We start from the raw sequence: 26,651 nt of genomic DNA on the forward strand, positions 1-26,651 counted from the left end.
GCCACGGGTTAAATAGACGGCATCCCTTCCTCCTGCTCGGCGGTGTTTTGATGATGCAGGCGAAGAATGTCACGTCCCTGCTCGGCCAGATCCCACAGCAAGCCGGTCATAATCTTGAGCGATTCCAGCGTCATATCCGCCAGAATGTGTTCATTCGGCGCGTGCTGCGAACAGGCTGGATAAGAGTGTGGAACCCACAACGTCGGTAACCCCAGTGTTTCCGAGAAGCACGCGTTTGGTAAGCCGCCGCCGAAATTAGGCAAAACCGCCGCACGTTTCCCCACCGAATTTTGAATTGAACTAACCCCCCATTCCACCCATGGGTCATCTGGATTCAGCCGGGTTGCCTTATAGTGTGAAACGGCATTCAGGATCGCCACATCATTAAAACCGTGTGCATCAAGATGGTGGCGAATGTGGCAAGCGAAGCGTTCGGCGTCACTCCCCACCACATAGCGCATATGGCAATGCGCCAGCGCAGAAGGGGGGATAGCATGTGCAGGTTTGTTGGGATTGCCGGTCACAAAAGCCAGCACATCCAGCGTATTCCAGCCGTACACCTTTTCCGCCGCGTTCAATCCAGGTTCCCCCCAGTCGGGATCAATCGCCGGATCGGTCAGGCCGCTTCCCAGTTCAATATCGGCCAGAATCCGTCTCAATGTCGGAGTGACGGAGGGGGGACGCAACCCCGGAACCAAAATACGCCCTCGACTATCCACCAGCGAAGCGAGAGCATGTGCCAGACGAATACCGGGGTTGCTGAGCAGCCCTCCCCAGTTGCCTGAGTGGTGTGCGCTGTCACGCGGTTGCACACTCAAATCAAAATTAAAAACACCACGCGATCCGAGAAACAATGTGGGCCGAGAGGCCGAGACTCGCGGGCCGTCTGACGCGATGAACAGATCGGCGCTTAGCCAGTCGCGGTACTGCGCACAAATCTCATCGAGCCCTGGAGAGCCATCTTCTTCCCCCATCTCCAGAATGATTTTGACGTTGTAGCCTAAATGCCCCTTCCGCGCGTTCAGAACCTGCTCCAACGCGGCTAAATTAATCGTATGCTGCCCTTTGTTATCCGCGGTGCCACGACCAAACCAGATGTTTCCCTCCTGTACCATCTTCCAGGGAGAAAGTCCGCTACGCCATTGATCGTCGTAGCCGCGCACCACATCACCATGTCCGTAAGTTAATAGCGTCAGCTCTGCCTGCGGTTCGATACGTCGGGCAAGCAGGAATGGGCTCCGTTCGCTCACCGGATTCTCCACGACCAGGCACTCAAACGACAGCGCTTGCAACGCAGGCACCATCTCTTCCGTCAAATAAGACATCAGCAGCGGGCCGCTGTCGGGTTCCTGACTTTCAGTGCGAAATGCCACCCTGCGCGCCAATATGTCGGCGAATGCCCCTGATTCAAAATACGCCACGGTTGCCTCAATCGTCTCTTCACGTGTCATCGTCAGCCATTCCTTAATAAATTAATGAGAATCGATGTCGGGGATCCCCAACCCCGGTATCGGTGTCAACACGGAAGCAAGCAGCGTTCGCGTATAGCGATGCTGTGGCGTATGAAAAACCTGCTCACGCGTTCCCTGTTCAACAATGGTGCCACGCTGCATAACAGCCACATGATCAACAAGGTGCTCAACCACCGACAGATTGTGGCTGATTAACAGATAGGTCAGACCAAACTCTTTCTTTAGGGCCAGCAATAGATTCAGGATCTGTGCCTGCACCGAGACATCCAGCGCCGATGTCGGTTCATCGCAGATAAGAATGTCCGGTTGCATAATCAGCGCACGCGCGATCGCGACACGCTGACGCTGACCACCGGAAAGTTGTCCTGGGTACTGGGCATGGGTACGAAGCGGCATACCAACCACATCCAGCATTTCACGTACTCGTGCTTTGCGCGTCTCTGGCGTACCGATATTGTGTAACCGCAGCGCGACCTCAACGATATCCGACACCGTTCTACGCGGGTTGAGTGAGGAGTAAGGGTCCTGAAAAATCGGCTGAATACGGGACGCCATTTCTTTGCGATCGCAAGCGTCGATCTCCCTCCCCTCGATCAAAACATTGCCGGAGGTGGGTTCGAGCAACCCCAGCAGCATTTTGGCCAACGTACTTTTCCCACACCCAGATTCCCCCACCAGCCCCAACGTTTCGCCACGCCGCACCCTCAGAGACACGTTGTTAACCGCGCGGATCTCCCCCGGTTGTTTAAACAACCCCTGATTTAAGCGAAATACCCGGCTCAGCGAACACAGTTCCAGCGCAATATCATCATTTCCAGGAATATGCGTCGGTAGTATCGATGGCGTGGTTAGGGGATGGCTTTCCTGATTTTGCCAATTCATACAACCTCCTCCGGGGTTAACGCCTGTACGCAACGCACAGCATGTCCTTCAGTCACGCCAATGTAAGGAGGTAACTGGTTACATGCTGTGCTGCAATGTGCGCAGCGATTGCTAAACGCGCACCCCTGCTGGGTACCAATCAAGCTGGGTACAACACCGGGGATCGCCTTTAGCGGTTCGCCCGGTACCGTTTTTCCTTGCACGGGAATACACTCCAGCAAAGCTCTGGTGTAGGGATGACGGGGTTGTTCAAACAAATCCATCACCGGTGCGGTTTCAACGATCTGCCCGGCATACATTACCGCGACACGATCGGCGATACGCGCGACGACACCCAGATCGTGGGTGATAAAGATCACAGCCATGCCCAGTTCCTGCTGCAACTCGCGCAGCATGCGCAGAATCTGCGCCTGAATCGTCACGTCCAACGCCGTAGTGGGTTCATCCGCAATAATGAGGTCGGGTTCGCACATGAGCGCCATGGCAATCATGATGCGTTGGCGCAAACCGCCAGAGAGCTGATGCGGATACTGATTGAGGCGAGCCGCCGCCATCGGTATTCCAACACGCTCCATCAGATAAACCGCCCTGTCGCGCGCTTCAGCAAGCGATACGTTGCGGTGCGCCAACAAGGTTTCACACAGTTGGTTGCCGAGCGTGAACGAAGGATTGAGCGATGTCATGGGTTCCTGAAAAATCATCGACATCTGATCGCCTCGCAATGTGGCAATATCCCGTTTTTTCATGCCCTGAAGCTCAACGCCTTTGAAACGGATAGCGTCTGCCGTTCTCACCGCCTTGCGCGGCAACAGATCCATCAGCGCCAGTGATGTCATGGATTTTCCACACCCCGACTCCCCCACCAGACACAGCATTTCACCGCGCCCGACGGAAAAATCCAGACCGCGCACCGCATGCAGCGTGCCGCGAGGCGTCGGCAGATCGACGCGCAAATTCTTCACTTCAAGCACCACGTCAGTATTCATCTCCGCCTCCTCTAATTGCGCCCATCCAGCGCGGTGATATCTCGCAGACCGTCGCCGACAAGGTTGATCGCCAGTACAACCACGGCTAATACGATGCCAGGAATCAGGATGACCCAGGGCTGAAAGAACATGTAGGCTTTGCCTTCCGCGATCATCAGCCCCCAGGATGCCATTGGCGGCTGTACGCCCAGACCGAGAAACGACAAGGTGGCTTCAAGCAGAATCGCGTGTGCAACTTCAAGCGTTGCGACCACCGTCAGTGGCCCCAACAAATTAGGGAGGATTTCACGCAGCATGATAAACAGCGATGACGCTCCCAGCGTTCTCGCGGCCGCAATAAACTCCGCTTCGCGTAGCTGCCGCGTTACGGAACGAGAGACGATGAGAAAGCGATCCCACAGCAGCAGCCCCAGCAGCACAATCACCACTTTGACGGAGCCCCCCATCAGCGAAGCCGTCGCCAGCGCCACCAAAATCACCGGCATGGATAACCTTACGGTCAGGATATAACTCACCACCGCATCCACACGGCCACCAAAATAGCCGGCCAGTACGCCAAGCGTAATGCCGATAACACCGGAAACCAGCACCGCGACCAAACCGATCAGCAGCGAGACGCGCGCGCCGTAAAGCAGTCGGCTGAGGTAATCCCGCCCCAGCTTGTCTGTCCCCAACACGTATTCCCAGCTCCCTTTTTCATGCCATACCGGCGGAATCAAACGGAGGCTGACATCCTGCGCATAGGGATCATGCGGGCTAATGAGCGGTGCAAGAAGGGCCGCCAGTACAACGATACCGAGAACAATCACCCCAAACGTCATACTGCGGTGCCCCAGGATTCGACCCGACCACCGCCGCCATTTCGGTGGCTCCGGCAGGAGCTCGGGTTCCACGCCTGCGGCACGGGTGGTCACGGAGGAAGAAAGAAAAGATGATGTTTTCATGCCATCCCCTCACTGCGTACGTAAACGCGGATCCAACGCCGCATTCAGAACATCGGCCAGAAATGTTAGCCCAATGTAAAATACGGAGATAATCAGCACGATGGCTTGCACCACGGGAAAGTCGTTGCGGGAAATAGAGTCCCACGCCAGTTGCCCCAGCCCCTGAAGCGCAAAAATGGATTCAATGACCACCGAGCCCCCCAACATAAAGCCAAGCTCCACCATCGCCAGTGCCACGACGGGAATGATCGCGTTACGCAATCCATGTTTTACAATCACCTGATACGCGCTCAACCCTTTAGCTTGGGCCGTACGGATATAGTCGGAACCCAGCACGTCCAACATGCCAGAGCGAGTCAGACGCATGAGAGACGGCATGGCGTAATAGCCGAGCGCCACGGCGGGGAGTATGAAGTTTTGCCACGTGCCATTACCTGCCACCGGCAACCATTTTAATCCCACGGCGAAGATCAGAATGAGCAGTAGCGCAAACCAGAAATTAGGCATCGCCTGACCGATGACCGAAATGAAGATAGAGCACCGATCAATCCAGGTATCCCGAAACACAGCAGCCAACACACCTAACGGTATCGCCACCACCAGCGCAAGCAGAAGGGAAACAACACCCAGTTTGAGCGTAATCGGCATCCGATCGCTAATTAACTCCATCACCGAACTTTCAAAATAAAAGGAGCGACCGAAATCCAGATGCAGCACTGCCCACAGCCAGTGTCCGAACTGCGTTGTCAGTGGCTTATCCAGCCCGAACTGGACCCGGATACTCTCCACAACCTCGGCGGATGCGTCCGGTCCGGCGATGGATGCCGCCAGATCGCCAGACAGATTTAACAAAGAAAAGCTGACAACAGAGACAGTAAATAGCACAGCCATCGCCACCATCAGCCGTTGAAAGATATAGGTAATCATGACCGCTTCCTCATGTTGGGAGCCTGATGAACACCGGATCACGCCGGACGCAAGGCGTTATTTCCAACTCGCCATCGCAAAACGCGGCAATTCGTCCGGCCAACTGTCGAAGTTCAGGTCGGAAGTAAAAGCGTAATTGGATGAATAAGAGAACATCGGCGCCATATAGGCCTGAGAAGAAATACGACCCAGCATATCTGCGTATTGTGCGCTTCGTGCTTTCAGATCGATCGTCTGATCAGCCTTTTCCAACAGGCGAGTAACGTCCGCATCTTTCCAGATATCGTTGCCCTGACCACCGAAATAAGGCGTCACGAATGCGGAAGCATCATTGATAGAATACGAACCCCAGGTGGAAAAACCCATCGGCGCTTTACCGGCGATCAGATCCGCGGCCATGATGGAATACTGCACATAATGCAAGCGCGCACGGATACCAATTTTGCGTAAATCACCAATGATGGACTCCGCATAATCACGTTCGCGATAGGCCCAGATGTCGGTGTCGAAACCATTAGGATATCCGGCCTCAGCCAGCAATTGCTTTGCTTTTTGCGGATCGTAGCTGTACTTAACGACTTTACTGGTATCACATGCGGTTTGTGCAGGGAAGCAGGCGGAATATACCGGTTGGCTGCCTCCTCGAACCAAATTGTCCACCATGCCTTGCCGATTGATGGCATAGTTGATGGCCTGACGTACACGTAAATCCTTAAGCGGTTTGCCTTCAGGTCCATTTGCATTGATGTTCAACGCGAGAAACCCAACGCGCATAGTTTCGCCGCTTTTTACCGTGATGTTTGGCATTCCACTTAGCGCGTCCATCTGATCGGCGGATACTCGCCAGATCCAGTCAACCTGGCCTGTCATTAACTGCGCCAGACGGGTTTCCGGATCGCGAATCACGACAAACTGCAATTTACCTATTTTGGGCTGTCCTTGAGGGCTATCTTTAAAGTAGTCAGTGTTTTTCTCCATCTTGACGCCCTGTGCCGGCGACACACTCACGACTTTATAAGGCCCGGTGCCTATCGGAGCTTTGCTAAAGCCGGCCAGTTTGACCTTTTCAAAATAGCGGGCGGGGAGGATTGGCGTAGGGCCGGACAAATATTCCAGTGCGGCGGGGAACGGTTTCTTCAGGTGAAGTTTTACCGTGTAGTCATCCACCTTTTCCGTATCTTTAATCCAGTTAACGCTTTGTGGCATCACTGAACCGGTGTTGTCGCCCGCGATGTTTTTGAAGGTATACACCACGTCTTCAGCAGTGAAATCATCGCCATTATGGAATTTAACGCCCTTGCGCAACGTTAACACCAGCGTTTCTGGTGATTCCCATTCCCATCCTGAAGCCAGTTGCGGTTTATATTCTCCTGTTTTGGGATCGCGATAAATCAGTCGATCCCAAACCAAGTTAGAAAGAATCACGCCTTCCCGCAGAGTATTATGGTATGGACTGATATTCTCTACCTCGTTATCCGAAGCATAAACCAGAGTATCATTTTGTTTTCCAGCATAACTATATGCAGCGAATCCCATGAGTAATACAGACACTACATAGTTATTTATCAGTCTTGCAACGGAACGCGTCATGTTATTCTCCATAGCATCAGAATATATATACCCACCTTCTGCCCTCCGATGACAAAGACCTTCACAGCCATATCATCAGAGCATATGTTGAATCTTCCCTGAGTATTCATTGCAAGACCGACGCCAATCAAGGTAAACCATCGTTACTGATTTTAGGTCACAGACTTCTCAAAATGAGAAACCATAGAGCGAACGTGCTCTATTTGAGAATAGAAGAGAGAATAAAAAATAATATTTACCCAATACCATAAGTATTTTATTTATGCCAAAGGACAATGACAGTGCAAAGCGATGTCATATTGCACTATGAGAAAGCAGTGTCATAAAAAAACATTATCGTAAATAAGGCGTAGCTTACGTAATTAACAAGGGAAATAAGTGATCTATTCTTATTACATAAATTAACGGATCGCCTAGCCCTTAAATCATTTACGTTTCAGGGCAACACATTAACGTTTTTGAATAAAACAAAGCATTAGGCTTGTAGGGCAAGAGGCACGCAAGTAGCTTGAAATATAAGGTCGATAAGGAAACTAAGAAGCATCGTGAAATGGTAATGATCACTGTGGCAGGAAGGGGGGTTACAACGCCCTTTTCCGGGCGTTGTGGTCGAATGGTTCGACAAACTTACTCTTCGGCTTTTTTATCTTTCTGCGCCAGCAGCTTTTCCAGCGCATCACCACCAAGGTGACGGAAGTCCTGACCTTTGACGAAGTAGAAGATAAATTCGCAGATGTTCTGGCAACGGTCACCGATACGCTCGATAGAACGGGCACAGAACAGTGCGGTCAGTACGCTTGGGATGGTGCGTGAATCTTCCATCATGTGAGTCATCAGTTGACGCACAATACCTTCGTACTCTTTATCGACTTTTTTATCTTCGCGATAAATACGAATCGCTTCATCCAGATCCATACGGGCAAAGGCATCCAGCACGTCATGCAGCATTTGCACGGTATGACGCCCTAATGATTCCAGGCTAACCAGCAGCGGCTGATGCTGATGGGAGAATTTCTCCAGCGCGGTGCGACAGATTTTATCCGCCACGTCGCCGATACGTTCCAGTTCGGAGATGGTTTTGATGATCGCCATCACCAGACGCAAGTCGCTGGCGGTGGGCTGGCGCTTCGCGATAATACGCACGCAGGCTTCATCAATCGCCACTTCCATCATGTTAACTTTGGCGTCGCCTTCAATCACCTGCTGAGCCAGTTCCGCGTCCTGATTATGCATCGCGGTAATCGCGTCACTCAGCTGTTGCTCCACCAGCCCGCCCATGGTCAGGACCTGCGTGCGGATATGTTCCAGTTCGGCGTTAAACTGACCGGAAATGTGTTTGTTCAGATTCAGATTATCCATGATGCTTCCTAATCAACCGTAACGGCCGGTGATGTAATCTTCAGTCTGTTTCTGCCGTGGGGCAGTAAACAGGGTATCAGTATCGCTGAACTCGATCAGCTCACCCAAATACATAAACGCCGTATGATCTGAACAACGCGCCGCCTGCTGCATGTTGTGCGTCACAATGACCACGGTGTAGTCTTTTTTCAGCTCGGAGATCAACTCTTCAATGCGGCCAGTCGAAATTGGGTCGAGCGCAGAACAGGGTTCATCCAGCAGCAAGACATCCGGACGGATCGCAATACCGCGGGCAATACATAAACGCTGCTGCTGACCACCAGACAGGCTATAGCCGCTCTGGTGCAGTTTATCTTTCGTCTCTTGCCACAGCGCCGCTTTGGTCAGCGCCCACTGCACACGTTCATCCATATCGGCACGAGACAGTTTTTCAAACAGGCGAACACCAAACGCGATGTTATCGTAAATGGACATCGGGAACGGCGTCGGCTTCTGGAAAACCATGCCAACCTTGGCGCGCAGTAGCGCGATATCTTGCTTATCTGTCAGGATGTTATTGCCATCCAGCAGGATATCGCCTTCGGCACGCTGCTCAGGGTAAAGCTGGTACATTTTGTTCAGCGTACGCAGCAGCGTGGATTTACCACAGCCGGACGGGCCGATAAACGCAGTAACCTGATTCGCGGCAATATCCAGCGTAATGTTTTTCAACGCATGGAATTTTCCGTAATAGAAATTCAGATCGCGTACCTGGATTTTGCTGGTGGATGTCTCAGTTGCCATACTCATCAAGACTTCTCTCTTTTACCTGGCGCTGCCTGACAACGCCTTGAATTTATTTAGTGTTTCTCAGCAAGCTAATATTTGTTAGCCAATCAATGCTTCTTCGCGGAGAAAATAACACGCGCCAGAATATTCAGCAGCAGAACGCACAGCGTAATCAGCAGAACCCCTGCCCAAGCCAACTGTTGCCACTCCACAAATGGGCTCATGGCAAATTTGAATATGGTGACGGGCAGGTTAGCAATCGGATGCATCAGATCCGTGCTCCAGAACTGATTCGACAGCGACGTAAACAGCAGCGGTGCGGTTTCCCCAGCAATACGCGCGATAGCCAGCAGCACCCCGGTGATGATGCCCGATACCGAGGCCTTCAGAGTAATCGCAGAAATCATTTTCCATTTCGGCGTACCCAGCGCATAAGCCGCTTCACGCAGGCTATCCGGCACCAGTTTTAGCATGTTCTCGGTGGTACGAATCACAATCGGCACCTGCAACAGCGCCAGCGCAATCACACCCGCCCAGCCGGAGAAATGCTGCATCTTTGCCACCACCAGCGTGTAGACAAACAGACCGACAACAATCGACGGTGCTGACAGCAGAATGTCGTTGATGAAACGAATCACTTCAGCGATCCAGGATTTACGACCGTATTCCGCCAGATAGATACCCGCCATAATGCCCAGCGGCGTCCCCAGCAGCGTCGCCCACAGGATCAGCAACCCGCTCCCGACGATGGCGTTTGCCAGTCCGCCACCTTCCGTATTCGGCGGCGGCGTCATCTCGGTAAACAGGGCAAGTGACATGCCATCAAAACCACGGGTAACGGTCGAGAACAGAATCCAGATCAACCAGAACAAGCCAAATGCCATCGTGGACATGGATAAGAACAGCGCAATGCGGTTTTTCTGGCGACGCCAGGCCTGCATTTTACGCCGCGAGCGTGCCAATTCGGCTTCTTGTTCTATGCCTAATGTAGCCATTAGCGCGCCCCCTCATTTTTTGCCAGACGCATCACCATCAGCTTTGAACACGCCAGAACAATAAAGGTAATCACAAACAGAATCAGACCCAGCTCCATTAGCGCCGCCGTGTGCAGACCGGATTCGGCTTCAGCGAATTCGTTAGCCAGCGCAGAGGTAATACTGTTGCCCGGCATATACAGCGACGCGCTATCGAGTTGGTAGGTGTTGCCGATGATAAAGGTCACCGCCATGGTTTCCCCCAAGGCGCGCCCTAATCCCAGCATCACCCCGCCGATTACGCCGTTTTTGGTGTAAGGCAGTACAATGCGCCAAATCACCTCCCACGTCGTACAGCCGATGCCGTAGGCGGACTCTTTCATCATTACCGGCGTTTGCTCAAACACATCACGCATAACCGCCGCAATGTACGGGATAATCATGATGGCCAGAATGACGCCCGCCGCCAGAATACCAATCCCGAACGCTGGGCCGGAGAATAGCGCGCCCACAATAGGAATGCCGGACAGGACATTGCCTACCGGCTGTTGGAAGTATTCGGCAAACAGCGGAGCGAAAATGAACAATCCCCACATGCCGTACACAATACTCGGTATGGCCGCCAGCAATTCAATCGCCACGCCAAGCGGACGTTTCAACCATGCGGGTGCCAGTTCGGTCAGAAATAACGCAATCCCGAAGCTAATCGGGATAGCAATAATCAGTGCGATCAATGAAGTTACGACAGTACCGTAAATCGGCACCAGTGCACCAAACTGTTCTGCGGGCGCATCCCACTCTTTCGTCCACAAGAAGGCAAAACCGAACTTCTCGATGCTGGGCCAGGACGCCACAATCAGAGAAACAATGATGCCTCCCAAGAGCAGTAGCGTGACCAGCGCCGCCAGTTTTACCAGCGTGCTGAAGAGGATATCGCCATATTTCCCCGGGGCTTTGATAGTTGGCTTGTACTCAGCCATACGTCTCTCTTCTCATTTTTAACTACATATGAAAGGCAGAGAGGTTATGATTGCCTCTCCGCCCCGATACGACTTGTTATTCCACTACGTATTTCCCAGAATCAGACAACCTCATCACGTTCTGGTTATCAACACGACGGTCGATGCAATACGTTGTTGATGCAATAATTAGTACAGCGCTTTGCCGTTGCTGTCTTTTACCTGAGTTTTCCAGGCAGCACGGATTTGCTCAACCACTTCTTTTGGCAGTGTGGCGTAATCCAGAGCAGTCGCCTGCTCGCCGCCTTTCTTGAACGCCCAGTCGAAGAATTTCAACACTTCAGCGCCCTGCTCAGGTTTATCCTGCTTGGTGTGAACCAGAATGAAGGTGGTTGACGTGATTGGCCACGCGTCTGCGCCTTTCTGGTTGGTCAGATCCTGAGCAAAAGATTTGCTCCAGTCGATCTCTTTAGCCGCGTTGCTGAAGCTCTGTTCAGTCGGGCTAACTGGCTTACCCTCAGCAGAAATCAGTTTGGTGTAAGCCAGGTTGTTCTGCTTGGCATACGCATATTCTACGTAACCGATAGAACCAGGCAGACGCTGTACGAACGCCGCGATACCATCGTTACCTTTACCGCCCAGACCAGTTGGCCAGTTAACGGTAGAGCCAGAACCGACTTTCTCTTTCCACTCGGCATTCACTTTTGCCAGGTAGCTGGTGAACACGAAAGAGGTACCAGAACCGTCAGCACGACGAACGACGGCGATATCCTGATCCGGCAGTTTGGCATTCGGGTTCAGCTTGGTGATTGCCGGGTCGTTCCATTTTTTGATGTTGCCCAGGTAGATATCACCCAGTGTTTTACCATCCAGCGTCAATTCGCCAGATTTGATACCAGGAACGTTCACAGCCAGCACCACACCACCGATAACGGTAGGGAACTGGAATAAACCATCCTGTGCTAATTTGTCGTCAGCCAGCGGCGCATCAGAAGCACCGAAGTCTACAGTTTTAGCGATAATCTGTTTTACACCGCCAGAAGAACCGATTCCTTGATAGTTAACTTTATTGCCGGTTTCTTTTTGATAAGAGTCAGCCCATTTAGCATAAACAGGCGCAGGGAATGTCGCACCGGCACCGGTGAGGTTAGCAGCAGCAAAAGCAGAGAATGCCGTCAGAGAAAAGGTTGCCGCAACAACACTGGCAAGAGTGGTACGCATCAGTTTCATAATCCCTCCTGTGGGATAATCGACGTGTCGACGTGGAGTCGTTATCAATCAGAGTTGTCAAATCAGAGTTGTCAAATCAGAGTGTAGTTCGCAGGAGGAAAAATAGGACAATTTAGTGACAGTAAAATGTACGCAATATGACAGTTTTATGACAATGAAGCCGTGGGCGGGAAAATTCAGGGGCAACCAGCCAGAACAGACGTTCTGACTGGTAAAGAAGCAAAGTCAGTGAGTCCGGCTATGGCTAAGCAATTTGTAAATCGTATCAGGCTTATAGCTATCGCCCTGATAATAAATCGCCCAGTCAGTTACCCGTGATATATCAACGGAATATACCCCACCTTCCTGCATATCCTCAACGTAGAACGGATGATTGATTAATGTTCCCGTAACCACGGTGTCATGAATTTTTTCAGGTATAAACCACATGTGCTCACGTTCTTCTCCCTCTTCGCCATGAGGAATGCCAAACTTCACCATAAAGCGCCATTCGTTTTCGACAGGCTTAGGTGATTTTTTGAGTAGCTTAGCTAAAAAACCGGGCTTAGCGGGTTCGTCACTCACATGATAGTTTTTGAACATATTGACGAAATAACGCCAGCGTAGCTGCGCCTTACGCGACATTTCTGCCGTTTCCGCGTTCGTGCGCCAGAACATGATGGCATTCTGCTCATCAAACCCTTTAAAGAACGTTTGCAGTACCGGGTTTTCTTCATTGGTGCGAAACAGCATACAGGAAGGTTCCTGATGCACATCATCCCTATCGGCGCGATCGCCCAGAAATACGCCTTCCGGCGTCCCTTCCAGATCGTAGCGCATCTCTTCCAGAGACCGCAGTTGGTCAATCGGCGTGGATTGATTCACATGCCGTAGCCCTTCTTCAAACGGCAACGCCACCAGATATTCATAGCCGCTGTCCGTTTGCCCGCACAGAATCGGCTCATTAAAGGTAATTTGCTGATTTTGAATAGCATTATTGACAAAACTTCTGAATAAATCCGGGATGCCATAATACGAGCTCAGCGTCTCTGGAATGACTAGTTCCGCTTCCGTCAGGCCGCATCGTGCCAGACCATGTGAGTGAAACCAGAATGTGGTTGGCGGATCGTTCTCGGTGTCGTACACGGCGTGAATGGTATACAGCGATTCAATTTCCGGCAGAACATCATCCTCTAGCTGAAAATTCAGCCATTCGCGGGTAAATACGTTACCAGCAGCGGAAATATCGATGCCCAGAAGAATATCCGGCACCACAACACTTAATATACGTAGTTGATGAACGTAATCTTCCAGCGGATTTTGCCCAAAAATAGACTCGACCGTAATCTCCTGCATTGCCGCATTCGCCTGCGCCAGCAGCTCGGGCGAAATGGGGTCGGTTGAATGCATCGGTGTAATTTTATTTTCGGGATCGCGATCCGACAACTCAAGATAAAAGGTCAGCTCTCTATCCTGATGGCGACAGGTATAAAAGAACCCGCCCTGCTCCTGTTCGGTATAGCTTATTTCACCATCAGTAAAGTATGACTGCGCCTCTAACAGGTTTTCCAACAGTGGATAGTTCATCTCTCGTGAGGAAAAGGCCACCATCGTTGAAGGCGCTTTTTCGCCCTTTCCCTCGGCGATATCCAGGTATTGTTGTTTGTTATTCATATTAAGAACGAATCAGTATTCAATATGGGTAAACCAATATACCGAATAAATTTTAATGAAGAGAGTTCGGTGAGCGTAAAAAGAATGGGGAATAAAAAATGAGCTGCAATATAAAAAATAAACGAAGGTAAGTAGCACCAGGGCTATTTACCTTCGTTTTTAGAAATTACTCGACAGTAACAGATTTCGCCAGGTTACGTGGCTGATCGACATCGGTGCCTTTAATCAGCGCGACGTGATAAGACAGCAACTGCAACGGCACCGTATAGAAGATTGGCGCAATCACTTCTTCGATATGTGGCAGCGGAATAATTTTCATATTTTCGCTGCTGGTGAAACCGGCATCTTCATCTGCGAAGACATACAGTTCACCACCGCGCGCCCGAACTTCTTCGATGTTGGATTTCAATTTCTCCAACAGTTCGTTGTTCGGCGCCACCACCACAACCGGCATGTCCGCATCGATCAGTGCCAGCGGGCCGTGTTTCAGCTCGCCTGCCGCATAGGCTTCCGCGTGGATGTAAGAGATCTCCTTCAGCTTCAGCGCCCCCTCCATCGCGATCGGATACTGATCGCCACGGCCGAGGAACAGCGCATGATGCTTGTCAGAGAAGCCTTCCGCCAGAGATTCGATGAGTTTGTCCTGAGACAGCATCTGCTCAATACGCGCTGGCAGTGCCTGTAAGCCATGAACGATGTCATGCTCAATCTGCGCATCCATACCGCGCAGACGCCCAACACGCGCCACCAACATCAGCAGAACGGTAAGCTGCGTAGTGAAGGCTTTGGTCGACGCCACGCCAATCTCTACGCCTGCTTTGGTCATCAGTGCCAGATCGGATTCACGCACCAGCGAGGAACCGGCAACGTTACAGATAGCCAGAGACCCCAGATAGCCCAGTTCTTTGGACAAACGCAGCGCCGCCAGCGTATCCGCCGTTTCACCGGACTGAGACAGGGTAATCATCAGGCTGTTCTTACGCACCGCAGGCTTGCGATAACGGAATTCTGAGGCGATTTCTACATCGCACGGAATTCCCGCCAGCGCTTCAAACCAGTAGCGGGAAACCATACCAGAGTTGTAAGACGTCCCGCAGGCGATAATCTGAATGTGCTCAACCTTCGCCAGCAGTTCATCCGCTTTCGGGCCTAATTCAGAAAGATTAATCTCGCCGTGGCTGAGACGCCCTTCGAGGGTGTTCTTGATCGCCATAGGCTGTTCGTAGATCTCTTTCTGCATGTAGTGACGATACGCGCCTTTGTCACCCGCATCGTAATTCACTTTTGATTCAATTTCTTCGCGCGTAGCAAGCTGGCCGGCTTTATCAAACACGCGTACGTCACGGCGGGTGATTTCCGCGATGTCGCCTTCTTCCAGGAACATAAAGCGACGCGTCACAGGCAGCAGAGCCAGCTGATCGGAGGCAATGAAGTTTTCACCGACACCACGGCCAATCACCAGCGGGCTACCAGAACGCGCGGCAACCAGTACGCTTGGGTCGCGGTTATCCAACACGACCATGCCATACGCACCGCGCAGCTGTGGGATCACACGCTTAACCACCTCAACCAGCGTTCCGCCGTTCTGCGCCTGTTCAAAATGAACCAGATGGGCAACCACTTCCGTATCCGTTTCAGAAACAAAACGATAACCGCGACCGATCATCAGTTCGCGCAGCGGCTCATGGTTTTCGATAATGCCGTTATGGACGATAGTGATATGTTCAGAAACATGCGGGTGTGCGTTCTCTTCAGAAGGTTCACCGTGCGTTGCCCAACGGGTGTGAGCGATACCCGTACCGCCGAGCAGATCGCGCTCTTCGGCTGCCTGAGACAGCGCCTGCACTTTCCCCAGACGGCGTAAACGGGTAACGTTGCCTTCGCCATCAACAACCGCCAACCCCGCAGAGTCATAGCCGCGATACTCAAGACGGCGTAAACCTTCCAACAAAATTTCAGCAACATCACGTTGCGCAACTGCGCCTACAATTCCACACATTGATGGTATTCCTATAAAAGTGACATATTGTGTCACCAGGGATGTCTTAGACCTGATTGTTCCGGTTTTTCCGGGTTCCCCGAGCCTTGTAGAGAGTTGGGGATTATTATGTTTTGTTCTGTACTCTGGATTAGGCCAAAACACAGGACAAAACGGCCTCCGCCGCGAGCGGAGGCAACAAATATTATTTCTTTTTCACCGGACGCTGCCAGCCGGAAATATGCCGCTGTTTCACGCGGCTGATCACCAGCTCATTCTCTGCCACATCGCGCGTAACCGTTGTTCCCGCACCGATTGTCGCCCCGCTGGCAACGCTAACGGGTGCCACCAGTTGCGTATCCGACCCTACAAACACGTCGTCACCAATCACCGTCTTGTGTTTATTCGCACCGTCATAATTACAGGTAATCGTTCCTGCGCCAATATTAACACCGGAACCGATGTCCGCATCCCCCAAATAGCTGAGGTGGCCCGCTTTTGATCCTTTACCCAAACGCGCCTTTTTCAATTCGACAAAGTTACCAACATGCGCGCCTTCAGCCAGTTCAGCGCCTGGACGCAAGCGGGCAAATGGGCCGACGGTACACTCTGCTTCCAGCACAGCGTCTTCCAACACAGAGTAAGGACTAATCTCACAGTCGTCGCCAATGATGCTGTTTTTAATCACACAGCCTGCGCCGATTTTCACCCGATTGCCTAGCTTAACATTGCCTTCAACGACGACATTGACATCAATCACGACATCGCGACCGTGGGTCAATTCGCCACGCAGATCAAACCGTACCGGATCGAGCAGCATGACACCGGCTAGCAACAGCTTATCCGCCAGTTCACGTTGATAGACCCGCTCCAACGCCGACAATTGCAGGCGATTATTGACGCCCTCCACTTCACTCAGCCGCTCGGGATGAACCGCTTCAACACGCTGGCCCTCTTCCGCTGCCATCGCAATGATATCGGTGATGTAAAACTCGCCTTGTGCGTTGTTGTTATTCAACTGGCTTAACCAACGCTTCAAATCCTTGCCGTTCGCAATCAAAATACCGGTATTGATCTCGTTAATCTGGCGCTGCTCTTCACTGGCATCCTTGTGCTCGACGATCCCCACAACAGTACCGTTTTCACGCACAATTCGCCCATAGCCTGTCGGATCGTCCAGTTTCACCGTCAACAGACCAATTCCACCCTGCGGCTTAGTCTGACGTAAACGCCCCAGCGTTTGCGGCGAAATCAGCGGCACATCGCCATACAACATCAGGATGTCTTCATCATCGGCGAAATGAGGAGCAGCCTGCTGCATCGCATGACCGGTTCCCAGCTGTTTCGCTTGTAGCACCCAGTTCAAGGCCGGATCGATCAATTCACGTTTTAGCAAATCACCGCCGTGACCATATACCAGATGAACGTGCTGTGCGCCTGTTGTCATTGCCGCATCAATGACGTGCTGAACCATCGGCTTACCTGCCAGTTTATGTAACACCTTAGGAAGATCGGAATACATGCGGGTGCCTTTACCCGCAGCAAGGATCACCACACTCATAGCACTATTTGACATAAGCATCCTAACAGTGCGAAGCCACCGCTCCGCAACAATAAAAAATGACCAACCAGTTGGCGCGAATAACCAGAGTTTACCTAAGCCGCTGCATAACGCGGATACTTTTTGGTGAGTTTTTTCTGAAAATCTCGCACAACACGATGAATACTCATGGTGGGAGAGTGAAGCCCCCAAAAACAAAAATGGCACGAAGTTTCATAAAAAACAGACTTTATTTTTAAGTATTTCCATTTGTGACACACACAAAAGAAACAGCGTTTCATTTATAGCAATATACGCGGGCGAATAATTCAATAACGAAGGAGATACAATGAAACGTTGTTCTTCACCAAAATGTGATTCTTTACGGAAACACCGTTCTTCATACCTCGCTGCCGTCGCGTTGACGAATGCATTACTTTTCAGCTTCAATACACACGCTGCGACAGAATCAACACCAGTCTGGCACGGTGTCGCCTTTGGTCAGTCGACAGACGTAAACTTCTCATCCAATGTCCTGCCGGAAAAAATTGGTGTTAATGACGTTACCATCAATGGCAAGAAATTAGCGCCGGGGGATAACGCGGATTTGTCCGCACCGATCACAATCGAAAGTCGTGGCGGAAAGATTGCCAACACCCATGACGGACTGACGTTCTTCTATACGCAGTTGCCTGCCAATGTGAATTTTACGCTTCAGTCTGATATTACCGTGGAACAATTTGGGCCAGAAAACGGTGCCAAACCTGCGGCTCAGGAAGGGGCGGGGATTCTGGTGCGCGATATTATCGGCGTGCCGCGTCAGGAACCGCTAAAAGAAGGGTATGAAGAATTCCCTGCTGCATCCAACATGGTGATGAACGCCATCATGACGCAGGATAAAAAGTCTCATACCGAAATCAAACTACAGGCGATTTTGCGTAATGGCGTAACGCAGCCGTGGGGCAATGCAGGCGCGAAGATTACCAAAACCAGCTATCAGGAAAATGTGAATCTGGAGCAAACGCCTACGTTCCGCCTGAAACTGGAGCGTACCAACGACGGCTTTATCACTTCTTATGCTCCTGAAGGCACGGATAACTGGGTCTCGAAAGAAGTCAAAGGCGCGGACGTCGTTACCAAGCTGGATAAAAACCACTACTACGTCGGTTTCTTTGCTTCTCGTAACGCCAAAATCACCGTCAGCAATGCACAGTTGACGACAACACCGGCGCAAACCAAAACATCACCGGCGTTTAAGGCTAAGACTTTTGATCCTCTGCTCCAGGTGATGTCATCACCGAAAACCACCAGCGAACACTATATCATCCAGGCGAAAGCCAATTACAACGGTACGATTACCGTATCACAAGACGGTAAATCGCTGGGTGATGCAAAGCAGGTAAAAGCGGGAGAGATCTTCTCTCTGCCAGCGAAGATTGCAGGCAACGGTGCTGAATTCAAGGTCGCCTACCAGCCTGCGGAAGGGGATGACAAAGCGGTAAAAGAGAGCACATTCAAGGTTGAACGTGTGGCCTATGCAGACGCTAAAAATCTGTATGTTTCGCCACAAGGTTCAGCCAGTAATGATGGCAGTAAAAACGCACCGCTCGATTTAGACAACGCCGTCGCCGCTCTACCAGCAGGTGGTACCATTTGGCTCAGCGATGGTGATTACAGCGCGTCTGAAATTCCTGTCAACGCCAGCGGTCAGCAAAAAGCCGTCAAAAATCTATTTACTGTCGGTAATAAAGCCGTCATTCACGGCTTGAAACTGAAGGCTAGCCATTGGCATGTTAGAGGGATTGAAATCACAGAGAAACCGTTCCGTATCGAGGGGAGCTACAACACCATCGAACGCGTTGTGGCGCACCACGCTGACGATACCGGTATTCAGGTGACCTCAACGGCCGATGTGGGCAGACCACTGTGGGCCAGCCATAACCTGATTCTGAATTCAGAATCTCACAGCAACCAGGACCCAGGAAAAATTAACGCCGACGGTTTCGCGGTGAAAATGCGTGTGGGTGAAGGCAACGTGATTCGCGGCGCGTTCTCACACAACAACATCGATGACGGCTTCGACCTGTTTAACAAAATTGAAGACGGTGCCAACGGCGTTGTGGTGATCGAGAATTCTATTGCCATGAACAACACCAGCAACGGCTTCAAAATGGGTGGCGAAGGTCAGCCAGTGGCGCATCAGGTTAAAAACAGCATTGCCGTGGGTAACCAACTTGATGGTTTCACTGACAACTTCAACCCTGGCGCACTGATCGTTGAAGACAACATCGCGTTAGATAACGAACGCTTTAACTTTATTTTCCGCCCAAGCCCTTACTCTGGCCCGGAAAAACAAGGCGTCTTCAAACACAACATTTCGCTGAAAACCAAAGCGGGTAAATATGATGATGCCGTTGTCGGCAATATCGATAACACCAACTATTTCATCAAAGGCGACCGCTCTGTTAACGCGCAAGGTAAGGAAATCGCGGTAAATAACTTCGTATCGGTAACCGTACCTGAAACGTTTACGCGTGATGCCAAAGGCAATCTGGTACTGGGCGATTTCCTGAAGAAAAAATAAGCCAGCGCAGAGAGCATCACAGATTTTGCCGTTATCCGGCGTAAAAAATTATGCTGAGGAGGTAGCAGGCTTAGGATGAGCCGCATGGACGCGGCGAAAGCTTGCGCCACGTCGGGCGCGTGCTACAGAGCCGCATGAAAATGACGGCATTATCGCGCACGAAACCGTCTCTTAGTCTGCATAAAAATGTCACTAAGAAGCGAATCTATGAAGGCAGGGAAGGGGCATCATCTTAAATACAAAAAGGCCAGTCAGTGTGAACTGACTGGCCTTCAATTATTACAAGCTTATCTGTTACATCGCTTTTCTGGTCAGCTCGATAACACGCAGCTTCGCAATCGCTTTAGTCAGCTCTGCGGAAGCCTGAGCATAATCCACATCGCCATGCGAATTGCGGATATGATCTTCGGCCTTGCGTTTCGCTTCCAGCGCACGTGCTTCATCCAGATCCTGCCCACGGATAGCGGTATCAGACAGTACGGTGACTATGTTTGGCTGCACCTCAAGGATGCCACCAGAAAGATAAATATATTCTTCCTCACCGTGCTGCTTAACGATACGAACCATACCAGGCTTAATGGCAGTAAGCAGAGGGGCATGTCCCGGATAAATACCCAGTTCGCCTTCGCTCCCCGTTACCTGGATCTTCTGCACCAGACCGGAGAACATTTGCTGTTCTGCACTCACGACATCCAGATGGTAAGTCATAGCCATGTCACCCTCCTACAAGGCGTTACAGTTTCTTGGCTTTTTCCACGACTTCGTCAATGGAACCAACCATATAGAACGCCTGCTCTGGCAGGTGGTCGTATTCGCCTTCCATAATCCCTTTAAAGCCACGGATAGTGTCTTTCAGGGCAACGTATTTACCCGGAGAACCAGTAAATACTTCCGCTACGAAGAACGGCTGAGACAGGAAGCGCTGAATCTTACGCGCACGGGATACGACCAGCTTGTCTTCTTCAGACAACTCGTCCATACCCAGAATCGCGATGATGTCTTTCAGTTCCTGATAACGTTGCAGGATAGACTGCACGCCACGAGCAACATCATAGTGTTCCTGACCAACAACCAACGGATCCAACTGACGGCTGGTGGAATCCAGCGGGTCAACGGCCGGGTAGATACCCAGAGACGCGATCTGACGGCTCAGTACCACGGTTGCATCCAAGTGGGCAAAGGTGGTGGCTGGTGATGGGTCAGTCAAGTCATCCGCAGGCACGTAAACAGCCTGCACGGAGGTGATAGAACCGGTTTTGGTTGAGGTGATACGTTCTTGCAGAACGCCCATCTCTTCCGCCAGCGTCGGCTGATAACCTACCGCAGAAGGCATACGACCCAGCAGTGCGGATACTTCCGTACCGGCCAGGGTATAACGGTAGATGTTATCGACGAACAGCAGTACGTCACGGCCTTCATCACGGAATTTTTCCGCCATGGTCAGGCCGGTCAACGCAACGCGCAGACGGTTACCCGGTGGCTCGTTCATCTGGCCATACACCAGTGATACTTTATCGATTACGTTGGAGTCGGTCATTTCGTGGTAGAAGTCGTTACCTTCACGGGTACGCTCACCAACACCAGCAAACACGGAGTAACCGGAGTGCTCGATCGCGATGTTACGGATCAGCTCCATCATGTTTACGGTTTTACCTACGCCCGCACCACCGAACAGACCCACTTTACCGCCCTTGGCAAACGGACACATCAAGTCGATAACCTTGATGCCGGTTTCCAGCAGTTCTTGTGAGTTTGACAGCTCTTCATAGCTAGGCGCTGCACGGTGAATAGCCCAACGTTCTTCTTCACCGATGTCGCCTTTCATGTCGATGGGGTTACCCAGCACGTTCATGATACGACCCAGCGTTGCTTTACCTACCGGTACTTCGATCGGGTGGTCCAGGTTATTCACATTCAACCCGCGACGCAGACCGTCAGAAGAACCCATTGCGATACAGCGAACAATACCGCCGCCTAACTGCTGCTGTACTTCCAGCACCAGTTTTTCAGCGCCGTTCTCTACCTCAAGCGCATCGTACACCTTCGGTACGGCATCTTGCGGGAACTCGACGTCCACCACGGCGCCGATTACCTGGATAATCTTTCCAGTAGCCATCTTGAATCCTCTACGTAATTCGACAATACGTAATTCGTAAACCTGCTTTAAACCGCGGAGGCTCCCCCGACGATTTCGGTGAGTTCCTGGGTAATGCTGGCCTGACGAGCTTTGTTGTATACCAACTGCAGCTCTTTGATCAGGCTACCGCCGTTATCAGTCGCGGCTTTCATCGCAACCATTCGCGCGGCCTGCTCACTGGCCAGATTTTCTACGACGCCCTGATAAACCTGAGATTCTACATAACGGCGCAGCAGGGTATCCAGCAGCGACTTAGGATCAGGTTCATACAGGTAATCCCAGGCTTTCTTCTTCAACTCACCGTCATCCGAAGGCGGTAACGGTAATACTTGAACAACAAGCGGTTCCTGAGACATGGTATTGATAAACTTGTTGCTGACGATATACAGCTTGTCCAGACGACCTTCGTCATAGGCTTGCAGCATAACTTTAACCGGGCCAATCAGTTCTGATACGGAAGGGTTATCCCCCATACCGGTAACCTGAGCAACAATGTTTCCGCCTACCGAACCGAAGAAAGAAACCGCTTTGGAACCAATCAGCGCTAAATCAGTTTCAACGCCTTTATCGCTCCAGGATTTCATATCAGCCAACAGTTTCTTGAACAAGTTAATGTTCAAGCCACCACACAGGCCACGGTCAGTAGACACCACCAAATACCCAACACGCTTAACATCGCGTTCTTCCAGGTACGGGTGTTTATATTCCAGATTTCCTAACGCAAGGTGACCAATCACATTGCGTATGGTTTCCGCATAAGGACGGCTGGCCGCCATACGATCCTGCGATTTACGCATTTTGGAAGCGGCGACCATTTCCATTGCTTTGGTGATCTTCTGCGTATTTTGGACGCTTGCGATCTTACTACGTATCTCTTTTGCGCCGGCCATCTTTGCTTCTCCTCAAAGCCTTGCGGCCTGCTTTACAGCAGGCCACCGGGCGTTACCAGGACTGGGTTGCCTTAAAAGTATCGAGGATGCCTTTAAATTTGCTCTCGATCTCATCGTTATAAGCGCCAGTCTGGTCGATTTGTTGCAGAAGTTCGCCATGCTCACGGTCAGCGTAAGCCAGCAGAGCCGCCTCAAAGCTACCGACTTTCGACAGCTCAACATCTTCCAGATAACCACGTTCCGCCGCAAACAGAACCAGAGACTGTTGTGCGACAGACATCGGCGCATACTGTTTCTGCTTCAACAGCTCGGTCACTTTCTGACCGTGGCTCAACTGCTTACGGGTTGCATCATCAAGATCGGAAGCGAACTGAGAGAATGCCGCCAGTTCACGGTACTGTGCCAGAGCGGTACGAATACCACCGGACAGTTTCTTCATGATCTTGGTCTGTGCTGCACCACCCACACGGGATACGGAGATCCCTGGGTTAACCGCAGGACGGATACCGGCGTTAAACAGGTTGGACTCCAGGAAGATCTGACCATCGGTAATAGAAATTACGTTGGTCGGAACGAACGCAGAAACGTCACCCGCTTGCGTTTCGATGATCGGCAGAGCGGTCAACGAACCGGTTTTTCCCTTCACTTCACCCTTGGTGAATGCTTCAACGTAATCGGCGTTAACGCGCGATGCACGCTCCAGCAAACGGGAGTGGAGATAGAAAACGTCACCAGGATAAGCTTCACGACCTGGCGGACGACGGAGCAGCAGAGAAATCTGACGATAAGCAACGGCCTGTTTAGACAGGTCATCATAAATAATCAGTGCATCTTCACCGCGGTCACGGAAATACTCCCCCATTGCACAACCGGCGTATGGCGCCAGATATTGCAGAGCAGCAGACTCAGACGCGGTAGCAACGACGACAATAGTGTTTTCCAGTGCGCCATGCTCTTCCAGTTTACGCACCACGTTAGAAATCGTGGAGGCTTTCTGGCCGATGGCGACGTACACACATTTGATGCCGGAATCACGCTGGTTGATGATGGCGTCGATAGCCAGCGCGGTTTTACCCGTCTGACGGTCACCGATAATCAGCTCACGCTGACCACGACCGATTGGAATCATGGCGTCAACGGACTTATAGCCCGTTTGTACCGGCTCATCAACGGATTGACGTTCGATAACGCCAGGCGCAATCGCTTCAACCGCAGAGAAACCGTCGTGATCCAGTGCGCCTTTACCGTCAATCGGTGCGCCCAGCGTGTTGACCACACGGCCCAGCAGGCCACGGCCAACGGGAACTTCAAGAATACGGCCGGTGCATTTTACTTTCATGCCTTCAGCCAGATCCGCATACGGGCCCATGACTACCGCACCAACGGAGTCGCGCTCCAGGTTCAGTGCGATCGCATAACGATTACCCGGCAGAGAGATCATCTCTCCCTGCATCACGTCTGCCAGACCGTGGACGCGGATGATTCCGTCACTGACGGAAACAATAGTACCTTCATTGTGAGCTTCGCTCACCACATTGAACTGAGCAATGCGCTGCTTGATCAGTTCGCTGATTTCGGTGGAATTCAGTTGCATGCTCCAGTCCCCTTAAGACTGCAAGACGTCTGCCAGACGTTCCAGACGACCGCGAATGCTGCCATCTATCACCATATCGCCCGCGCGTATCACCACGCCAGCCATGACAGACTTATCAATTTTGCAATTCAGCTTCACTTTGCGTGACAGACGTTTTTCCATAGCGGCAGCGATCTTCGACAGATGCAGCTCACTCAACGTGTTGGCAGAAATCACATCGACGTCAACCGTCGATTCCAGAGCTGCCCGCAGTTGAATAAATTGTTCCAGTACTTCAGGAAGCACCGGTAAACGTCCGTTCTCGGCCATCACCCTAACCAGGTTCTGACCGGCTTCATCAAGTTGATCACCACAAACGGCAATAAACGTTTTCGCCAGCTCAATCGGTGCAACCGCACCGGAAAGCAACTCGGCAATCTGCTCATTGCGCGCTACTTCGGCCGAAAACGCCAGCATGTTCTGCCAGCGATCCAAGGCCTGATTCTCAACCGCAAAGTCAAAAGCTGCTTTGGCGTAGGGGCGAGCTACCGTGACAAATTCAGACATCAGCCCCTCCCTCCTTACAGTTCAGCGACCAGTTTATCAACGATGTCGCTGTTAGCAGCTTCATCCACGGAACGTTCAATAATTTTCTCGGCACCAGCAATCGCCAATACGGCAACTTGCTTGCGCAGCTCTTCACGAGCTCGCTTACGTTCGGCTTCAATTTCAGCCTGCGCCTGCGCCACAATCTTGTTACGTTCAGCTTCCGCTTCAGCTTTCGCCTCATCCAGGATCTGAGCACGGCGTTTGTTCGCCTGCTCGATGATAACCTGAGCATCCGCTTTGGCTTTATTCAGTTGATCTGTCGCATTGGCCTGAGCCAAGTTCAAATCTTTTTTGGCACGTTCAGCAGAAGCCAGACCGTCAGCAATTTCTTTCTGACGTTTCTCGATGGCTGCCATCATCGGCGGCCATACATACTTCATGCAGAACCAGACAAACAGGACGAACGCAATGGCCTGGCCGAGGATTGTTGCATTAATATTCACAGCACAATGCCTCTTTCAAAGTTAAATAAGTTGATGTTTTAACCTCAGCAGAAAACATTCTGCTTAGGCCACCGCAAACATCACATACAGCCCCAGACCAACAGCGATCATCGGGATGGCGTCAACCAGACCCATGACGATAAAGAACTGTGTACGCAATAAAGGAATCAGGTCAGGCTGACGAGCAGCGCCTTCCAAGAATTTACCACCCAGAATGCCGATACCGATCGCAGCACCGATTGCCGCCAAACCCATCATTAACGCGGCAGCCATGTACAGCAGATCCACACTCAGGTTTTCCATGACAGTCTCCAGTTTGTTTCAGTTAAAAACGTTATTTGTTGAAAGAAAATCAATGCTCTTCAGATGCCATCGAGAGATAAACAACCGTCAGAACCATGAAAATAAAAGCCTGAAGCGTAATAATCAAAATGTGGAAAATAGCCCAAGGCACATTTAACAGCCATTGTGACCACCACGGCAACAGACCGGCAATCAGGATGAAGATCAACTCACCCGCATACATATTGCCAAACAGTCGCAAGCCTAAGGAAATAGGTTTGGACAGCAGGCTCACACCTTCAAGAATCAGGTTAATAGGAATAAATACTGGATGGTTGAACGGTTGCATGGTCAGTTCTTTAACAAAACCACCGAGACCCTTCATTTTTATGCTGTAGAACAAAACCAGGATAAACACCCCAAGCGCCATCGACAGCGTAATGTTTACGTCAGCCGTCGGTACAGCACGCAGATAAGCATGCGCCGGATCGTATCCCAGCAAGCTATAGATTCCAGCCCAAGCTTGCGGCAACAGATCGATAGGCAACAAGTCCATCAGGTTCATCAGGAAAACCCAGACGAAAATGGTCAGTGCCAGAGGAGCAATCAATTTGCTTTTGCCATGGAACATATCGCGCACGGTACCGTCAACGAAACCAATAATCAGTTCGACGGCCGTTTGCAGCTTGCCTGGCACACCGCTGGTTGCACGCTTGGCGACACGGTGAAAGATAACCAGAAAGAGGATCCCAAGAGCGATGGAGAAAAACATCGAATCGACGTTGATCGACCAAAAACCCGTCCCTACCTGCAAATGGTGCAAGTGGTGACTGATATACTCTTGCGGAGTAGAGATTTCTCCAGCAGCCAT

Annotated in this window: 23 protein-coding genes; 1 reads left to right on the forward strand and 22 read right to left on the reverse strand. The window is 51.3% G+C overall.

Translation table 11 applies throughout. From position 1 onward, the window contains the following. Positions 1-8 precede the first annotated feature (8 nt). The 14 genes from ACKQAD_RS09755 to glmU all read right to left on the reverse strand — a co-directional run bounded on the left by ACKQAD_RS09755 (position 9) and on the right by glmU (position 17,298). Positions 9-1,451, reverse strand: coding sequence for a M20 family metallopeptidase (locus tag ACKQAD_RS09755; protein ID WP_409159982.1), 1,443 nt, complete (start codon positions 1,449-1,451; stop codon positions 9-11). Between the two features lie 21 nt (positions 1,452-1,472). Further along, positions 1,473-2,354 carry an ATP-binding cassette domain-containing protein gene (locus ACKQAD_RS09760; protein ID WP_409159983.1) on the reverse strand — a complete coding sequence of 294 codons (882 nt, stop codon included), beginning with the start codon at positions 2,352-2,354 and terminating at the stop codon, positions 1,473-1,475. Further along, complete coding sequence (locus tag ACKQAD_RS09765) at positions 2,351-3,340, reverse strand: ABC transporter ATP-binding protein (RefSeq protein WP_409159984.1); 990 nt, start codon at positions 3,338-3,340, stop codon at positions 2,351-2,353. The genes ACKQAD_RS09760 and ACKQAD_RS09765 overlap by 4 nt, the downstream gene beginning before the upstream one ends. Positions 3,341-3,351: 11 nt before the next feature. Continuing rightward, complete coding sequence (locus tag ACKQAD_RS09770) at positions 3,352-4,284, reverse strand: ABC transporter permease (RefSeq protein ID WP_409159985.1); 933 nt, start codon at positions 4,282-4,284, stop codon at positions 3,352-3,354. Between the two features lie 9 nt (positions 4,285-4,293). Next, complete coding sequence (locus ACKQAD_RS09775; protein WP_409159986.1) at positions 4,294-5,211, reverse strand: ABC transporter permease; 918 nt, start codon at positions 5,209-5,211, stop codon at positions 4,294-4,296. 57 nt (positions 5,212-5,268) lie between these two features. Then, positions 5,269-6,801, reverse strand: a complete 1,533-nt coding sequence (locus ACKQAD_RS09780; RefSeq protein ID WP_409159987.1) for an ABC transporter substrate-binding protein — start codon at positions 6,799-6,801, stop codon at positions 5,269-5,271. Positions 6,802-7,428: 627 nt separating this feature from the next. Further along, complete coding sequence (gene phoU / locus ACKQAD_RS09785; RefSeq protein ID WP_409159988.1) at positions 7,429-8,160, reverse strand: phosphate signaling complex protein PhoU; 732 nt, start codon at positions 8,158-8,160, stop codon at positions 7,429-7,431. A 12-nt stretch (positions 8,161-8,172) separates the two neighbouring features. Beyond that, positions 8,173-8,949 (reverse strand): phosphate ABC transporter ATP-binding protein PstB, encoded by a 777-nt coding sequence (gene pstB, locus ACKQAD_RS09790; RefSeq protein WP_039346412.1) that lies wholly within the window; start codon positions 8,947-8,949, stop codon positions 8,173-8,175. Between the two features lie 86 nt (positions 8,950-9,035). Next, positions 9,036-9,923, reverse strand: coding sequence for a phosphate ABC transporter permease PstA (gene pstA / locus ACKQAD_RS09795; RefSeq protein ID WP_409159989.1), 888 nt, complete (start codon positions 9,921-9,923; stop codon positions 9,036-9,038). After that, positions 9,923-10,882, reverse strand: coding sequence for a phosphate ABC transporter permease PstC (gene pstC, locus ACKQAD_RS09800; protein WP_015842338.1), 960 nt, complete (start codon positions 10,880-10,882; stop codon positions 9,923-9,925). Before pstC ends, pstA begins: the two co-directional genes overlap by 1 nt. Positions 10,883-11,050: 168 nt before the next feature. After that, on the reverse strand, positions 11,051-12,091 hold the full coding sequence (gene pstS / locus ACKQAD_RS09805; protein WP_409159990.1) for a phosphate ABC transporter substrate-binding protein PstS: 1,041 nt from the start codon (positions 12,089-12,091) through the stop codon (positions 11,051-11,053). A gap of 225 nt (positions 12,092-12,316) precedes the next feature. Beyond that, positions 12,317-13,744: a DUF4026 domain-containing protein gene (locus ACKQAD_RS09810; protein ID WP_409159991.1), complete on the reverse strand. Its 1,428-nt coding sequence runs from the start codon at positions 13,742-13,744 to the stop codon at positions 12,317-12,319. 166 nt (positions 13,745-13,910) lie between these two features. After that, complete coding sequence (glmS, locus tag ACKQAD_RS09815; RefSeq protein ID WP_409159992.1) at positions 13,911-15,743, reverse strand: glutamine--fructose-6-phosphate transaminase (isomerizing); 1,833 nt, start codon at positions 15,741-15,743, stop codon at positions 13,911-13,913. Between the two features lie 184 nt (positions 15,744-15,927). After that, positions 15,928-17,298, reverse strand: coding sequence for a bifunctional UDP-N-acetylglucosamine diphosphorylase/glucosamine-1-phosphate N-acetyltransferase GlmU (glmU, locus tag ACKQAD_RS09820; protein ID WP_409159993.1), 1,371 nt, complete (start codon positions 17,296-17,298; stop codon positions 15,928-15,930). 313 nt (positions 17,299-17,611) lie between these two features. On the opposite strand from glmU, the gene pelX reads away from it, so the two are divergent. After that, positions 17,612-19,846, forward strand: a complete 2,235-nt coding sequence (pelX, locus tag ACKQAD_RS09825) for a pectate disaccharide-lyase PelX (RefSeq protein WP_409159994.1) — start codon at positions 17,612-17,614, stop codon at positions 19,844-19,846. Positions 19,847-20,140: 294 nt separating this feature from the next. On the opposite strand, the gene ACKQAD_RS09830 is transcribed toward pelX, so the two are convergent. From ACKQAD_RS09830 to atpB, 8 genes are all read right to left on the reverse strand, one after another. Beyond that, complete coding sequence (locus tag ACKQAD_RS09830) at positions 20,141-20,560, reverse strand: F0F1 ATP synthase subunit epsilon (protein WP_039363748.1); 420 nt, start codon at positions 20,558-20,560, stop codon at positions 20,141-20,143. 19 nt (positions 20,561-20,579) lie between these two features. Then, complete coding sequence (atpD, locus tag ACKQAD_RS09835; protein WP_409159995.1) at positions 20,580-21,962, reverse strand: F0F1 ATP synthase subunit beta; 1,383 nt, start codon at positions 21,960-21,962, stop codon at positions 20,580-20,582. Positions 21,963-22,009: 47 nt separating this feature from the next. Beyond that, positions 22,010-22,873 (reverse strand): F0F1 ATP synthase subunit gamma, encoded by an 864-nt coding sequence (gene atpG, locus ACKQAD_RS09840; protein ID WP_005976554.1) that lies wholly within the window; start codon positions 22,871-22,873, stop codon positions 22,010-22,012. A 52-nt stretch (positions 22,874-22,925) separates the two neighbouring features. Beyond that, a complete protein-coding gene (gene atpA, locus ACKQAD_RS09845; RefSeq protein WP_409159996.1) occupies positions 22,926-24,467 on the reverse strand; it encodes a F0F1 ATP synthase subunit alpha in 1,542 nt (513 codons plus the stop codon). 12 nt (positions 24,468-24,479) lie between these two features. Beyond that, positions 24,480-25,013 (reverse strand): F0F1 ATP synthase subunit delta, encoded by a 534-nt coding sequence (gene atpH, locus ACKQAD_RS09850; RefSeq protein ID WP_409159997.1) that lies wholly within the window; start codon positions 25,011-25,013, stop codon positions 24,480-24,482. A 14-nt stretch (positions 25,014-25,027) separates the two neighbouring features. Continuing rightward, a complete protein-coding gene (gene atpF / locus ACKQAD_RS09855; protein WP_409159998.1) occupies positions 25,028-25,498 on the reverse strand; it encodes a F0F1 ATP synthase subunit B in 471 nt (156 codons plus the stop codon). A 63-nt stretch (positions 25,499-25,561) separates the two neighbouring features. Continuing rightward, entirely contained in the window at positions 25,562-25,801 is a 240-nt protein-coding gene (gene atpE, locus ACKQAD_RS09860; protein WP_005976545.1) for a F0F1 ATP synthase subunit C, read from the reverse strand. Between the two features lie 49 nt (positions 25,802-25,850). Then, positions 25,851-26,651, reverse strand: coding sequence for a F0F1 ATP synthase subunit A (gene atpB / locus ACKQAD_RS09865; RefSeq protein WP_015842329.1), 801 nt, complete (start codon positions 26,649-26,651; stop codon positions 25,851-25,853).

It is taken from the genome of Pectobacterium artocarpous, from assembly GCF_046159765.1.
GTDB lineage: Bacteria > Pseudomonadota > Gammaproteobacteria > Enterobacterales > Enterobacteriaceae > Pectobacterium.